At 49.9% G+C, this 15,267-nt stretch carries 14 protein-coding genes; 12 read left to right on the plus strand and 2 right to left on the minus strand.

What is annotated here, in order from left to right; all coding sequences use genetic code 11:
• Positions 1-67 precede the first annotated feature (67 nt).
• A complete protein-coding gene (locus tag AC2VE5_RS19815; RefSeq protein WP_486889414.1) occupies positions 68-940 on the minus strand; it encodes a tyrosine-type recombinase/integrase in 873 nt (290 codons plus the stop codon).
• Between the two features lie 431 nt (positions 941-1,371).
• Here AC2VE5_RS19815 and AC2VE5_RS19820 point away from each other — a divergent pair, with 431 nt between their 5' ends.
• From AC2VE5_RS19820 to AC2VE5_RS19835, 4 genes are all read left to right on the plus strand, one after another.
• Positions 1,372-1,551: a hypothetical protein gene (locus tag AC2VE5_RS19820; protein ID WP_486889415.1), complete on the plus strand. Its 180-nt coding sequence runs from the start codon at positions 1,372-1,374 to the stop codon at positions 1,549-1,551.
• Between the two features lie 500 nt (positions 1,552-2,051).
• Positions 2,052-2,774: a Crp/Fnr family transcriptional regulator gene (locus AC2VE5_RS19825; protein WP_486889416.1), complete on the plus strand. Its 723-nt coding sequence runs from the start codon at positions 2,052-2,054 to the stop codon at positions 2,772-2,774.
• A gap of 308 nt (positions 2,775-3,082) precedes the next feature.
• Positions 3,083-4,315 (plus strand): hypothetical protein, encoded by a 1,233-nt coding sequence (locus tag AC2VE5_RS19830; RefSeq protein WP_486889417.1) that lies wholly within the window; start codon positions 3,083-3,085, stop codon positions 4,313-4,315.
• Positions 4,316-4,472: 157 nt separating this feature from the next.
• Complete coding sequence (locus AC2VE5_RS19835) at positions 4,473-6,608, plus strand: amylo-alpha-1,6-glucosidase (protein WP_486889418.1); 2,136 nt, start codon at positions 4,473-4,475, stop codon at positions 6,606-6,608.
• A 21-nt stretch (positions 6,609-6,629) separates the two neighbouring features.
• On the opposite strand, the gene AC2VE5_RS19840 is transcribed toward AC2VE5_RS19835, so the two are convergent.
• Positions 6,630-6,803 (minus strand): hypothetical protein, encoded by a 174-nt coding sequence (locus AC2VE5_RS19840; protein ID WP_486889419.1) that lies wholly within the window; start codon positions 6,801-6,803, stop codon positions 6,630-6,632.
• Between the two features lie 21 nt (positions 6,804-6,824).
• On the opposite strand from AC2VE5_RS19840, the gene AC2VE5_RS19845 reads away from it, so the two are divergent.
• The 8 genes from AC2VE5_RS19845 to AC2VE5_RS19880 all read left to right on the plus strand — a co-directional run.
• Positions 6,825-7,343, plus strand: coding sequence for a YkgB family protein (locus AC2VE5_RS19845; protein ID WP_486889420.1), 519 nt, complete (start codon positions 6,825-6,827; stop codon positions 7,341-7,343).
• 62 nt (positions 7,344-7,405) lie between these two features.
• Entirely contained in the window at positions 7,406-8,974 is a 1,569-nt protein-coding gene (locus tag AC2VE5_RS19850; RefSeq protein WP_486889421.1) for a GMC oxidoreductase, read from the plus strand.
• 49 nt (positions 8,975-9,023) lie between these two features.
• Positions 9,024-9,893, plus strand: a complete 870-nt coding sequence (locus tag AC2VE5_RS19855; RefSeq protein ID WP_486889422.1) for an SDR family oxidoreductase — start codon at positions 9,024-9,026, stop codon at positions 9,891-9,893.
• Between the two features lie 58 nt (positions 9,894-9,951).
• A complete protein-coding gene (locus AC2VE5_RS19860) occupies positions 9,952-11,496 on the plus strand; it encodes a GMC oxidoreductase (RefSeq protein WP_486889423.1) in 1,545 nt (514 codons plus the stop codon).
• A gap of 36 nt (positions 11,497-11,532) precedes the next feature.
• Positions 11,533-12,501 (plus strand): VOC family protein, encoded by a 969-nt coding sequence (locus AC2VE5_RS19865; RefSeq protein ID WP_486889424.1) that lies wholly within the window; start codon positions 11,533-11,535, stop codon positions 12,499-12,501.
• A 158-nt stretch (positions 12,502-12,659) separates the two neighbouring features.
• Positions 12,660-13,463 (plus strand): MIP/aquaporin family protein, encoded by an 804-nt coding sequence (locus tag AC2VE5_RS19870; RefSeq protein ID WP_486889425.1) that lies wholly within the window; start codon positions 12,660-12,662, stop codon positions 13,461-13,463.
• A gap of 82 nt (positions 13,464-13,545) precedes the next feature.
• Positions 13,546-14,517, plus strand: coding sequence for a TIGR03885 family FMN-dependent LLM class oxidoreductase (locus tag AC2VE5_RS19875; RefSeq protein WP_486889426.1), 972 nt, complete (start codon positions 13,546-13,548; stop codon positions 14,515-14,517).
• A 313-nt stretch (positions 14,518-14,830) separates the two neighbouring features.
• On the plus strand, positions 14,831-15,267 hold a 437-nt coding region (locus AC2VE5_RS19880), incomplete at its 3' end, for a tyrosine-type recombinase/integrase (RefSeq protein WP_486889427.1).

Genomic DNA, 15,267 nt, shown 5'->3' on the forward strand with positions numbered 1-15,267 from the left:
AAGTTTGTCACTGTGTAGTTGATGGGACTGCTCAACAGATATTGGCAGTAGTCAAGTTTGGTGAATCTCATCCCTCTGTTTTAAAATTTTCCTGTTTGCATGAACCTATCCCCTTGCGTAAGTCCTGATTACTAATGAAAGTGCGCCGGAAATCGTGAGGAGAAAAAGCAGCAACAGAGGCAAGTTTTGCCCGTCGAAGCAACATTGTCATTACCGATTGGTCAGTCATCCTTCTTAGCTCAATATGACCGCCGCGCCTAATTGGACAAATTAGAGCGCCAGGAGCGTCGCCTCTAACTTTGAGCCAGTTTTTTACCGCAGCGACAGCGCCCTGCGGTAGGTACACGAGCCGAGATTTACTCCCCTTTCCCTTGCGAACAATCAACGCACCTGTTTCGCGGTTGAAGTCGTGCAATTCAAGAGCTACAAGCTCCGAGCGCCGTAATCCAGAGCCACTTAAAATCGCAATTATTGCCGCATCTTTAGCACCAGCAGGTGTGGAGTCATCTTTGCAAACTTTTAGAAGCTCTGCAATTTCACTGGTTTTTATGATTCGTCCTCTTTGAGGGGAATCGCCCCGTATATTGGAAATATCCACAGATCTAGCATAATCATCGGCACTCATCAACTCCAGTCGTAGGGCTTCTTTAAGAGTCCGTCGCAACGCGCAGAGCATTCGGTTAGCGGTGGCAGGTGCATATTGTTCCATTAACACTGCTCGGATTGCTGCTGTATGTTGATATTTTAGAGCAGCCCAGTCCAAAGTCAGCGCGTCACCCTGCCCATTAGTTAGAATTCGAGCGATCGCATTTAGAGCCTTCCTCATGGTTCGCCGCGAGCCAGCAGTCAAGCTAGATAAATAGACTGCTGCGGGTTGCCGTGTGAGTGGGGTGGCGCTAGTTAAAATTAAATTAGATGGCGATAGGAACAGTTCTGTCATCGCAACGGGCGCGTTAGGGTGGGTAAATGAAAGTTTCCATAACCTATTCAACCAGAGCGCTCTACCGCTTGCCAATTCAACTGCGGGAATAATCGTATTGCAAACCAGAGAGCGCTCGTGTCCCTAACTTCACTCATGTGTCGAGGGCTGATAGATTTGACGCAATTGTTCCACTGTGTTCGCTGTTTTCAGCCCTTCTAAAATTGCTTCTAATAGATGGGGTGAAATGAGCAATCGTGCAGAAAGTTACGCTAAGGACTTAACTGTAGCTGTAGCGACCATGCTATGGGATAAAGCATGGTATCAAACCTTTAATCCGATTGCAAATGCCGTAATTGTACATGGTTCAGCTCTTTCGTGATCTTTGCTCCGTACTTCCCAAGTGCTTCTATTAACCGGGAAAGATGCTTTTGTCGGTGTAAGATTAGTTTATGAAAGTTGACCGTCACGATCAAGCTAAAATTCTATCACCATTAGAGCTATCCCAGTTATTCACCGTTGGGTTGAAACTGCCGCGCGATCGCGCTTTGTTCGGAGTCTGTCTTTACACAGGGACTCGGATCGCTGAAGCTTGTTCGCTGCACACTAAATGTAGCGACCCACAATACTAAACCCTTGAGACCAGATTCTTTGCGACTAGAAAATGAGCAGAAACTCAAGGCAAGAAAACGCTCGTTTCTTTTACCGCGCTTTCGCAGATAGCTCAAGAGCGCAATTCAAATATTTTTGTCTATAAGATGTGGGTTTTTTTCCTATCCTCTGCCAAGCAATGATTTGACGAGACTGCGGATTAGTTGCAAATAATCTTGGTTAAAACCGATGATTGCAGGCTGGTTGCAAAGAATCCTGGTTCTGTTGCAGTTAATCCTGGCTGGAATGCAATTTTAGTTGCAAAGAATCCTGGTTTGGAAATGTCTTGATTGCAGGTTTGAGTGATTAGTATTGCAGGTCGCTACAACTAGGCTTCCAAAAGTGACGTTAGCCCACGAACGTTGGGATGGAGCTTGCGGCTGTTAGCATAGCTTTGTTGCCTTACAGTACAAGCATTGGTCGTGGCTTGAAATTAGGGATATGAAGATTTGGATGAATTTCTGTTGTCATAGGTACAGACATGTCTAGAAATGGTGCCTTGCAGTTTCCCGATCACCGGGCGTGCGAGACGCTGACCGGGCTCACAATAAACCAACTGCCGTGCGATGGCTCATTGGGTCGCACGCGGTATTACAACCAGGGAACCTATATTTGGCAGGCAGGCGATCCAACCGATCGGATCTATTTTCTCCAACGTGGACATGTCGCTGTTATGGTCAGCGACCCTCGGGGACGCGAGATTACCTTGCAGTCCATTCTACCGGGAGAGCCGTTTGGGGAACTGTGCTACTGTTTGCCACGCAAAGGTCAAAGGCAAACCGATAGTCGTGCGCTTCTAGCTAGCGAAGTTGTTGAGGTTCTACTTGACGACTTCGTCAGCTACCTACAGCACCATCAAGAAGCATTAATGGCCTTAATGTTCACATTCTGCCTGCGATTGAGCGATGCCGAGCGCCGCTCCGAAATATTAACCTATCGTGGTGCGGAAGAGCGGTTGGGGCGGTTATTGCTCCAACTGGCTAAAACTCGCGGTCGTGCCAATCCTCCTGTAGAGGGTCAAGTCATCCTGCACGTCAGTCATGACGAACTAGCACAGATGGCGGCGATGAGCCGACCTCACGTCACAGTGACGATGGGTAAATTACGCCGTCGAGGTCTCGTCCTATACGAGCGAAACCAACCACTCATAGTGAATGCGCCGATGCTGAACGCTTACCTGGTAGAAATTGACTTACATTCATAAGAAAAATCCGCTCTGCAAAGCGGTATTTCACTATAAAATTCAGTTCCTTTGTTCATAAATAAATGGGCGCTTGAAGACAAACACTGCTTCGGAACAAAACTAAAAAAGAAAGGAAAAATTTGATGAACCCTATTTGTGTAAATCGTCGGATGCCTTGGCTCGGCTATATCAGCACTTTGATAATTTCTGCGATCTCCTTTGGCTCTATTGCACCGTCCCTAGCCCAGAGTATGCCGACAAACGCGGATGATATTAGACCTGCGCTGCCTGGAGTTGGCGCTAATATCCCGAACACTTACTTTGGTCCAATGCCGTCCGAGGTGCAGAAGGAACTGATCGGTCCGTATAAACTGCTCAAAGCAGGTCAGGTTGACGAAAAAGCCTTTACGGTGACGCTGCCCGCCCTCGCCGCCGCGCCCGCTTTCGCTCAGGACGCGATGATGGAAGCCAACACTTTGCAAGTGATGGCGGCGCGCGAATCCGGTCGGCCCGCGTATTCGCCAGCCACTGCCGTTCAGTTCAAAAAGAAGGACAACGTGTTTCTCAAAAGCGCGCTCGAGGTCAACTTTACCTACCGCGCAGCCTTCGTAACGCTGCCGCTTTTTCGCGGACTTTCGCCGCAAAATGAAGCGGTTTATTACATCATCACCGATGCTTCCGATTTCGAGATGGCGCGCAAGATGGGCCTCAACTACGCGCCCAAAATGCGCCACGCCGTTGGCGACGGAGCGCAGCGAGTGACTTTAACCGATGGCGTAATGCGCTTTCGCGGCAACGTGGATTTCACGCCCGAACATTTGGTCATTCCCGGCTCGATGACGATGCCTTTTCCTCCCAAAACGGCCAAAGCCGGCGCGGTCGGCGACGCCGAATGGTCTTCGATGGTGGTGCTGCCCAGCGGCAGAGTACTCAACGTGCAGATGGTGCATAACACTTCGGGAACTCACGACCGCGTCAAATCCATCGATCTCCAAAAGCGCACCGTAACAATGTCGCTGCTGGACGGTTTTCAAGGTGGCAAGCAGTACTACTATCATCTCGTCACCGATGTTTCTGAAGAGTTGCCGGCGGCGCTGGAGAACGGAGTACACACGCCGCGCTTGGCGAAAGTTTTGGGATACGGTTTGTCGCGCCCCAGCGACCGCTCGGCGTTATTGGGCTTTTCCCCGGTTTTGAACGGGATTCGGGATACCAAAACCCATCAAGATCAGGGCTTTGCCGCTTCGATTGCCAACGGCGGCATTGACCCGATCAATGTTTTCCCCATTGACCCCGACAACGACAACCGCTCGCAGTCGAACAACTACAGCCCGCTGTGGGACGCTCACGTCAATATGTGGACGGCAGCAGCAGTCAGGAGCCGCCAAGTGCGCCGCATCACCTCGTTCGGCGACTTGGAAGGCTTGGTGAAGAAAGGCTACGTTACCAGCGCCTCGATCAATCCGCCCGGAGCCGGCAATAGTTACGTCGCCGGCTTGAGACCGACGCGGGCAATCATCAACTGCCCCGTCATCGCCCAGCCCGACTTGCCCGCGCAGTAAGGCCAAGACCCAACCAGGTGCGGTGCCCCGAACGGCAGGGCGCCGCACCTGTGGAATGGTGTCCCATCATGAGCGTGATCTAAGTCGCGTGAATCGTGGCATAGTTTAGACCCAGACGATTTAAAGCCACTCTCGAAGGGCTAAGGAAAAACAGGTTATGTCAACAAAAATCGCCGTCAATACTGGACAGATATCTATCAGTGATGGTTCCTCCTTTCTAGTCACAGCTTGTAACGGTACGATTAACGACAAGCGTGCCCAAGGTTTCTTTGTCCGCGACACCCGTCTGATTTCCTACTACGAAATTTCGATCAACCGTAATCCCCTCACGCTGCTGGCGGCTAGCACGCTCACACATCGCGTTGCGCTCTACCAATTTACTAACCCTGAACTTCTCACAGTATGCGGAACTCTGCCGGACAGCTGTTTGATCATCACCGTACGGCGCGACATCAACGGCGGTATACACGAGGATATCGACATCACAAACCATCACCCCGAACAAGTTAAGTTCCAGTTGATGCTGTCTGTGCGCTCAGACTTCGCTGACATTTTTCAAGTTAAGGGGAAACAACTTCTGGTACGCGGCAAGATGAAAACAACATGGAAGGATGGTGTACTCACCACCGAGTACCAAAACCAATCATTTTGCCGAGGAATTATCATTGCACCGGATGGTGCCAGTTCGCCTCCCAACTACGCTAATGGCCATCTCTACTTTGATATCTCCCTTGAGCCAGGTGAAACGTGGCACTCCTGCATCAACTTTATCGCCTTGGCTGATGGCGATGTGCTTGAACCCAAACACACCAGCGCTGATACCAATGTGACGGAAGCCGGAAAGGTGATGACAAACTTCCTAGATGTAGCTACTAAGCTGCAATCATCCAACGCGGAGGTCACGGATACCTATCAGCAAGCGCTAGTCGATCTAGGAGCGCTGCGAATGGAGATAGAGGACAATGGAGACCCTTCCTGGATGCCAGTGGCAGGTATCCCGTGGTTTGTTTCCGTCTTTGGGCGCGACTCAGTTGTTACCAGCTTGCAAACTATGGCTGTTAGTTACGACTTTGCGCGTGGCACCCTGATTAAGCTGGCTGAGTTACAAGCAACGGAGGTAGATGACTGGCGCGATGCTCAACCTGGCAAAATTCTGCACGAACTGCGGCAGGGTGAGTTGGCGCAATTGCATGAAACTCCGCACACGCCTTATTACGGAACGGTGGATACTACCATTCTTTGGATCATTGCCCTAGCCGAGGCTTATCGCTGGAATGCTGACTCCAAGACACTCGACAATTGCCGATCACACTTTGAACAGGCACTAGCATGGATCGACAAATACGGCGACTTTGATGGTGACGGATTTGTAGAATATTTAAGCCGTTCCAAAGATGGAGTGCAAAATCAAGGGTGGAAAGATTCGGGTGATGCGATCGTTTATCCCGATGGTAGTCAGGCTGAGCCGCCCATTGCACTTTGCGAGGTGCAGGGTTACGTATACGATGCTTGGCAACGTGCAGCTGATATCTATGAGGTATGGGGTGAACGCGAACAAGCTCAAAAACTGCGTTCCAAAGCTAAGGATCTTTACCAACGGTTCAATGATCGCTTTTGGATGGAGGATGAAGGCTTTTACTGTTTAGGCTTGGACAGCAAAAAGCAGCAAATCCGGTCAATTACCTCAAATCCGGGTCATCTACTATGGTCTGGAATTGTACCGCCAGAACGTGCCGAACAGGTTGTACAACGACTATTTCAAGCAGATATGTGGTCTGGCTGGGGAGTGCGAACCCTCTCAGACAAGAACCCAGCCTATAACCCGATTAGTTATCAACTAGGCAGCGTTTGGCCCCACGATAATGCGTTTATCGCCGCTGGGCTGAAGCGATACGGTTATTATCAAGAAGCCAATCAGATTGCAGAAGGTATATTTGCCGCCTCCGGCTACTTCGAGGGACGACGGATGCCAGAACTGTTTGCCGGAATTGAACGTCAGCAGGAAAGCTTCCCTGTGCCTTACCCAGAAGCCAATACTCCGCAGGCATGGGCGGCTGGAGCGATTTGCTTATTCATCCGCACCATACTCGGACTTGAGGCTGAGGCGACCAACCGACGGTTAAGGGTGCAGCCCACTCTGCCAGAGTGGTTGCCCGATCTTGAACTTACAAATTTGAGTGTTGGAGATGCGGCTGTTAGCTTACGCTTCTGGCGCGTGGACGAGAAAACACAATGGAAAATAACTCACATGGATGGCGAATTACAAGTCTACACTGTGAGCGCCAACGATTGATCCCGATCCGGTTAACCATCATCAAGATATTGAAATTCTAATTCGCATTGCAGACCACTTGAGCGATCGCTTGAAATAAGGCATTGCTAAAGGCAAGGATGATTTGCCGAAATGCTCTCCTCCTGTACGGGCGGTTCGCGAACCGCCCCTTTCAAATTCATCCCTCAAATCAGCAACGCCTGAAATAACACTCAAAAACTAAAAGGAGATTTCATCATGACTACAACCAGAAACCGTCCAGTCCTCCCCCCTGTATTCAGTCAGAATGCTGACAAATTTGAACAGGCAGGACTCTTTCTGATGCGGTATGGCATCGTACTGATTTTGTTTTGGATTGGGTTGCTAAAGTTTACTGCCACCGAAGCTCAAGGCATTCAGCCTTTTGTGGAGAACAGCCCATTTTTTAGCTGGATGCTGCCGTTCTTGGGTTTGCAAGGCGTGTCGAATCTAGTTGGCGTGATTGAAGTGACGACGGCGATCTTGATCGCGACTCGTCCCTGGTCGGCACTGGTCTCTGCGATCGGCAGCGCAATGGCATTGATCACATTCCTGATCACGTTGAGTTTTATGCTCACCACACCCAAAATGTTCGATCCCACCTTTCCAGTCCTATCGGCGCTACCAGGACAATTTTTGAGTAAAGACATTTTGCTGCTGGGCGGGGCGCTGTGGTCATTAGGAGAATCGTTACGAGCGTTAAATGGCGATCTCATCGGTAATGACCGCCGTTACTAGAAGTTGACTCCGATCTCTGTTAGCAAGCTGGAAACTCGTTATCTCGGTAAGGAACTGAATCAATGACCGACGATCGCTACGACATTATCATCATTGGCACGGGGGCAGGTGGCGGAACCTTGGCGCATCAACTTGCACCAACAGGCAAGAAAATTCTGATTCTGGAGCGCGGCGACTTTTTACCTAGAGAGAAAGCCAACTGGGATGCCAAAGAAGTCTACCAGAAAGAGCGCTACCATACGCCGGAAACCTGGTATGACAAGGACAACAGACCGTTTCATCCGCAGACAGGCTACTGGGTCGGAGGCAACACCAAAGTCTATGGGGCTGCTCTGATGCGAATGCGCGATCGAGACTTTGAAGCGGTCACTCATAAAGGCGGGATTTCGCCAGAATGGCTTCTGAAATACCAGGATTTTGAACCTTACTATACCCGTGCTGAGAAACTCTACAACGTACACGGGCGACAGGGGGAAGACCCGATCGAGCCGCACCGCAGCGAACCCTATCCGCATCCACCCTTCAGCCACGAACCTCGAATGCAGGCAATGAGTGATGGTTTACAGAAGCAAGGGTTACATCCATTTCATTTGCCTCTGGGTTTGAAATTGAACGAGGTGGACAGGACGTTGAGTTCCTGCATTCGCTGCGATACGTGTGATGGCTATCCCTGTCTTGTCGATGCCAAAGCCGACGCTGACGTAAATTGCATTACGCCAATTCAGAACAATGCCAACATCACCTTGAAGACAGGGGCAAAAGTGCTGCGGCTGCACACCAGTTCATCAGGTCGAGAAGTGAGCAGCGTTGAAACCGAGATCGATGGGGAAATTCATCAGTTTCAGGGCGACATCATTGTGGTCGCTGGCGGGGCAGTCAACTCTGCTGCGTTGCTGCTGCGATCGGCAACCGATCACCACCGCAATGGACTGGCAAACGGTTCCGGTCAGGTTGGACGCAATTTCATGAAGCATTTGGAATGTGTGGTTCTGGCGCTGAGCCAAGAACCAAATCCTGATCAGTTTCAAAAGACGATCGCCATTAATGATTTTTATTGGGGTGAACCTGGCTTCCCTTATCCAATGGGTCAAGTTCAAAACACGGGCAACGTGCTTAAAGATATGATTCCTGCCGAAGCGCCGCCGCTGTTGGCTCCGTTTGCTAAGCTGACTCCAGGCTTTGTGCTACAAAATCTTGCCAGCCATTCGACGGGTTGGTGGCTCCAGTCTGAGGACTTACCCGATCCGAACAATCGTGTGCAGCTAAAAGGCGAGCAATTGTGTTTGCGTTACACGCCCAATAATACTGAGGGACATGAACGCTTAGTTCATCGCTGGACGGCTATTCTCAAGTCGATCGACAAAACAACGGAACACGCCGTTCTTCCCTTCGGGATGTATCCCCGCAATCAACTGCCCATTCAAGTGGTGGGACACCAGTGCGGGACTTGTCGGTTTGGTGACGATCCCGCTACCTCCGTGCTCGATCGCAACTGTCAGACTCACGACGTTGATAACCTGTACGTGGTGGACAGCAGCTTCTTTCCGTCTCACTCAGGAGCCAATCCAACTCTGACCATCATTGCAAATGCCATTCGCGTTGCCGACCATTTGCTCGATCGACTTCAATAAATTGCCCAGACTCTACAGAAAACAATCTACAGAAAACAAGGTGACTGCAATGCCCGCAGAATTTCGTCCCACGGCTGATCAAATTCCCGCTCAAACGCTACCCTATCCCGCCAGCCAGGAAGACATGGTGCCGCAGCCGGATAGCGATTTATCGAATTACAAGCCTGCGAACAAGCTGCAAGGAAAAGTGGCACTCATTACGGGTGGCGATTCGGGTATTGGTCGAGCCGTGGCGATCGCCTACGCGATGGAAGGTGCAGACGTAGCTATTCTCTACAACGAACACGACGACGATGCCAATGTTACTAAGTCCAAAGTGGAAGAAAAAGGACGACAGTGCCTCAACATCAAAGCCGATGTGCGCGACTCCGAACAATGCAAGCAGGCGGTGGCACAGACTATAGAGAAATTTGGACACCTGAATATTCTCGTCAATAACGCGGCTTATCAGATGGTGCAGTTCCAAATTGAAAACATCACCGACGAGCAGTTTCGTCGCACGCTAGAAACAAATATATTTGGCTACTTCTATATGCTTAAAGCTGCCCTACCACATTTAAAAGAGGGCGATGTCATCATCAACACCAGCAGCATTTTGGGTCTCATTGGCAAAGAATTTCTGATCGATTATTCCACAAGTAAAGGCGCGGTAAATGCATTTACGAAAGCATTGGCGCAGAACTTGGCACCTCGTAAAATTCGCGTGAATGCTGTCGCTCCCGGTCCGGTTTGGACACCCGGCATTCCAGCTACGATGACACCTGAACAGGTAGACAACTTTGACACCGATGTGGCGATGAAACGAGCCGCCCAACCAGAGGAACTTGCGCCCACTTACGTCTACTTTGCATCAGAGGATAGTAGCTTTACCACGGGTGCCATCCTAGAAGTCACGGGTGGTCAAGTATCTAGCGTGTAAAGGCGAGCAAATCATTTTCTCGGTGGACTCTATCAGCATGACGGTTACGGAGGAAAAAATGGCTGACAATCATTACGATGTGATCATCATTGGCACAGGTGCGGGTGGGGGAACACTCGCTCATCGATTGGCACCGAGTGGCAAGCAGATTTTGCTCCTGGAACGGGGTGATTTCTTGCCGAGAGAGAAGGCAAATTGGGACCCCATGCAAGTTTTCAAGCATGAACGCTATTTCAATGCTGAGACTTGGTACGACAAACATGACCAGGAGCTACAGCCAGCCGCCGGTTACTGGGTTGGCGGCAACACAAAACTTTACGGCGGCACATTGTTCCGGATGCGGGAACAGGAGTTTGACAGGGTTATACACGAGGGTGGGATTTCTCCAGCCTGGCCCCTGAAGTATCAAGATTTTGAACCTTATTACACTGAGGCAGAAAAGCTCTACCACGTGCATGGCAAACGCGGATTAGACCCTACGGAGCCTTGGACAAGCGAGGATTATCTGTTTCCGGCGATCGCTCACGAGCCTCGGATTCAAGAAGTCCACGATGACTTGCAAGCAAAGGGCTTCCAGCCGTTCTACCTGCCAATGGCAATTAAATTGAATGAGCAAGCACGCTATTTGAGTGAATGTATTCGTTGCGAAACCTGTGATGGTCATCCCTGTCTAGTTCATGCTAAAGCAGATGCTGAAGTGATTGGGGTGCGTCCAGCAATTCAGCACCCAAACGTCACCCTAATCACCGCAGCCAAGGTGCAACGGCTGCACACCAGTTCCTCTGGCCGTGAAGTCACGATGGTTGAGACTGAGGTAGCTGGTGAACTAAAGCTGTTTCAAGGAGACATTGTCGTGGTTTCTGGAGGCGCAGTTAATTCGGCTGCATTGCTGCTGCGATCAGCAAATGATCGACATCCTCAAGGACTCGCAAATCGTTCTGACCAAGTTGGGCGCAACTTCATGAAGCACAACTGTGCCGTAGTGATCGGCTTGATGAAGCAGGAGAATCCGACGCTGTTTCAGAAAACCCTGGGAGTTAACGACTTCTACTGGGGTGAGCCAGATTTTCCCTATCCAATGGGGCAGGTGCAACTGTCTGGTAAAGTTAACCAGGCGATGCTGATGGATGATGTGCCACTGATGACAGACAATGATGTTTCGCCAGAAGATGCGGCGCTACACTCCGTTGATTGGTGGTTGATGGGAGAGGATTTGCCCGACCTGCATAATCGAGTCAGGGTAAAAGGAGACAAGATTTTTCTTGACTACACCCAAAACAACACAAAGTCGTTCAATCGTCTGGTTCATCGTTGGACTGAGGTTTTAAAGTCGATTGATGTCGATATGGGCTTTATGATGCGATCACTCTACTACCACAGTAACTTTCCCTTGAAATGGGTAGCCCATCAATGTGGCACCTGTCGCTTTGGGACTGAACCTTTGTTGTCCGTTTTGGACGTCAATTGCCGCACCCACGACGTTGACAATCTTTACGTCGTCGATAGCAGCTTCTTTCCCTCAAACACGGGTCTCAACCCGACCCTAACGATTATCGCCAATGCGCTGCGCGTGGGAGATCATCTAATCGAACGCTTGAGCTAGTTTCCATTGTTGAGTGTAGTTGCAGGGTTTAAATCGATGCAAGACGAACGAGTAGTTGCCGTGGAATCAATTGGCATGACGGTTGCCAGTATAGAGCGATCAATTGAGTTCTACTCTAAGGTGTTGTCGTTTGAAAAAATCTCGGATGTTGAGGTTTCAGGCGTTGCTTATGAGCAGCTCCAGGGACTAGCTGGATTACGAATGCGGGTTGTCCGGATGCAACTGGGCAGCGAGTTCATTGACCTGACGGAATACCTGACGCTGAAAGGACAACCAGTTCCGGCTGACTCCCGCAGCAATGATCGCTGGTTCCAGCACATTGCCATTGCAGTCAGTGACATGAATAAAGCCTACCAACACTTACAGCAGAATATGACGCAGAATCGTTCAACCGAGCCTCAACAAATTCCTGATTGGAATAAAGCGGCAGCTGGCATCCAGGCTTTCTACTTCAAAGACCCGGATGAACACGACCTGGAACTGATCCACTATCCATTGGGGAAAGGAGATCCGAGGTGGCAGCGCCAGACTGACAAACTCTTCTTAGGGATTGACCATACGGCGATTGTTATATCTGACACCGAAACAAGCTTAAAGTTCTACCAGGATTTACTAGGGATGGAACGGGTTGGGGGGAGCGAAAACTACGGTATTGAGCAGGAGCGTCTCAGCCAAGTTCCTCATGCCCGGCTCCGGATTAATCGACTGAGTGCGCTTACAGGGCCTGGGATTGAGCTTTTAGAATACTTGAATCCACAAAACGGACGACCCATACCTAGTGATGTCCACGTCAATGACTTGATCCATCGGCAAACCACCCTGGTCGTGCGGGATGTTGAAGCTATCGCTTCGTTAAGCTTCGCTAACGCTCAACAGTGGCAGATGCAACAATTTACCTTTGTGTCTTCCGGTGTCGTGGAGATTCCAGAACAGACCTTGGGATTCAAAAAGGGCTTTTTGGTGAGAGACCCAGACGGTCACGCCCTGCGGTTAGTCGAAAAGTAGTTTTTAAGGGAGCTATCTGGGGCACGCTGACCGACCCATTGTTAAGCCTGAAGGTTAGCGGTACTGGAGCATCCGGTAACCGCTGTCCAATCAATTAGTAAAGCTGTCCCTTGCTAGTTGAGTCTTTTCCTTTCTATGCTCCCTTACCTACTAAAAAAATGATGAATTTTAGATGGTGGCGACGACTAAACTGGGCTGAATACGCTGCCGAATTTCTCGGAACCGCGTTTCTAATCTTCGCTGGACTTAGTGCAGTCGTCTTCAATCTCGGTGAAAATTCTCCTGTAGAGCAGATCATCCCCAGTGAGGGTGGTCGTCTAATGCTTACAGGTCTGCTGTTTGCTGGCAGTGCCTCGCTATTTGCGATTACCCCACTGGGCAAGCTTAGTGGTGCCCACGTCAATCCCGTAGTTTCGTTGGCTTTCTGGATTCAGGGCAAAATGGATTTTTTAGATGCAACCGGATACATTCTTGCACAATTCCTGGGCGCAATCTTTGGTTCAGTAATATTAGTAACGGTCTGGGGAGATTATGCCGCTACTGTTGAAAACGGGGCGACGCTGCCCCAACCGGGTCACCCCCTCTGGTATGTATTTGCAGTAGAAGTTTTTATTACTTTTTTGCTGGTGCTGTCGATCTTAATCTTTGTCAGCAGCTATCGGCTCATGCACTGGACACCCTTGATGACCTGGCTTTTAATCGCGCTCCTAGTCCGGTTGACAGCTCCAATTACTGGCACAGGTCTGAATCCAGCACGCAGTTTCGGACCCGCTTTAGTCTCTGGACTCTGGCGGGGTCAGTGGCTGTACTTCGTTGCACCAACGCTAGGGGCAGTGCTATCGGTGGTCGTATACCGTCTGCTTTATCGTAGCAAGCGTGAAATTCTGACCGGAAAACTGTTTCACACTCCCGACTCCCACTGTATTTACAAGCAATGCAGAGTTCCGCATCGTCCTCGGTAATAGACCTCAATGGTTCATTGCCAGCTATGAACCTTGACTGTGGTTCATCTAAAATCCAAAAATCTTTGAAGAGGAAAGGCACATGACAACGTTTGGGTATCACATCTCGCACGAGCAGTTCAAACCGAGTATCCTGCTCAAGTGGGTTCAGTTTGCTGAGCAAGCCGGATTCACCACCGCTCTGTCCTCCGACCACTTTCACCCTTGGAGCGATCGCCAGGGGGAGTGCGGCTTCGCCTGGTCTTGGTTAGGCGCAGCTATGCAGGCTACCTCTCTATCCTTCGGTGTCGTCTGTGCTCCTGGGCAACGGTATCACCCGGCCCTCATCGCCCAAGCAGCTGCAACCCTCGCAGAAATGTTCCCCAATCGCTTTTGGGTGGCATTGGGGACTGGTCAAGCAATTAACGAAGGTATCACTGGCGAACCTTGGCCTGTCAAAGCTGAACGAAATGCCCGCCTAAAGGAGTGTGTTGATGTTATCCGTGCCTTGTGGGCTGGGGAAACAGTCACCCACTACGGTCGGGTACGTGTGGAAGAAGCAAAGCTCTACAGCCGCCCGGAGACTCTACCCCGCATCATCGGAGCAGCCATTACCCCCGAAACAGCTGAGTGGGTAGGCAGTTGGGCAGATGGGTTAATCACCACCTCCCGTCCCCACGAAAAACTTATGAAGGTGGTGGAGGCATTTCACCGGGGTGGGGGAAAGGGAAAGCCGATGTACCTCAAGGTACAATTGTCCTACGCACGAGACGAGGCAGAAGCACGCCTTGGAGCCTACGACCAGTGGCGCACTAATATCTTAGAGAACGTCGTGCTGGCGGAACTTCAAACCCCAGCGCAGCTTGATGCCGCAGCACATTTCGTTAAGCCTAACGATCTGGAGGATTTAGTACGGATCTCAGCAGACCCTGAACAACATATTGAGTGGTTACAGAAAGATGTGGAACTCGGATTCAGTAAGATTATCCTGCACAACGTCAATCGTCAGCAGCAGAAATTTATTGAGGTCTTCGGTGAACGAGTCCTCCCAGCACTTAAAATTTTTGAGTTGTAAATGAGCGTGACGCAGGAAGAAAAGTTGTGTTGAAAAACTGGTAAGTCTGGTAGAAATAGCATTTATACTTACTGCCCGACTTCGACTTATAAACTCAAAGTCTCCTTTCAAATGGCCTCACTTTCCAACTGACATCATCCTGTGGGCGTAAATAGAAGGTTCGTGTAACCAGGGGCAACGGAAGACAATAACACTTTGCCCAACCGATTTTTGGGTTTGATTGATAAGTAATACAAATTATAACTTTGCCTAGTTTGTTCTATTTTAGGCAAAGTATCCTGAAAGTATATACACAAGCATGAGGATTTTACCCATGCTACAAGTCACCACTCAACTTCCATTTTCGGCAAAGATAGTTTCTCCTGGATTCCTACCTCCCAAAAAATTATCTTCAGAAGAACGAGTATATCTACGCACTGATGAAGTCAAAGCCATAATTCGCGCGGCAATAAAAGTAGGTCGTCATGGTGTGAGAGATTCAGCGATTATTTTACTGATGTTTCGCCACGGACTACGAACTGCCGAACTGGTAGCTCTGAAATGGATGCAGGTAGATTTAGTATCCGGCTACATCGAAATTAGAAGAGCCAAGCACGGTCACGATAGCATTCACCCCCTGCGATCTCCCGAACTGAGAGCCTTACGTCAACTTCAAAGAGATTATCCGGACACCCAATACGTCTTTGTCTCTGAACGAAAAGCTCCTCTCTCGACGCGCTCTATCCGCCACATTATAGCCAGAGCAGGAGA

The organism is Aliterella sp. E5.1 (assembly GCF_057473825.1).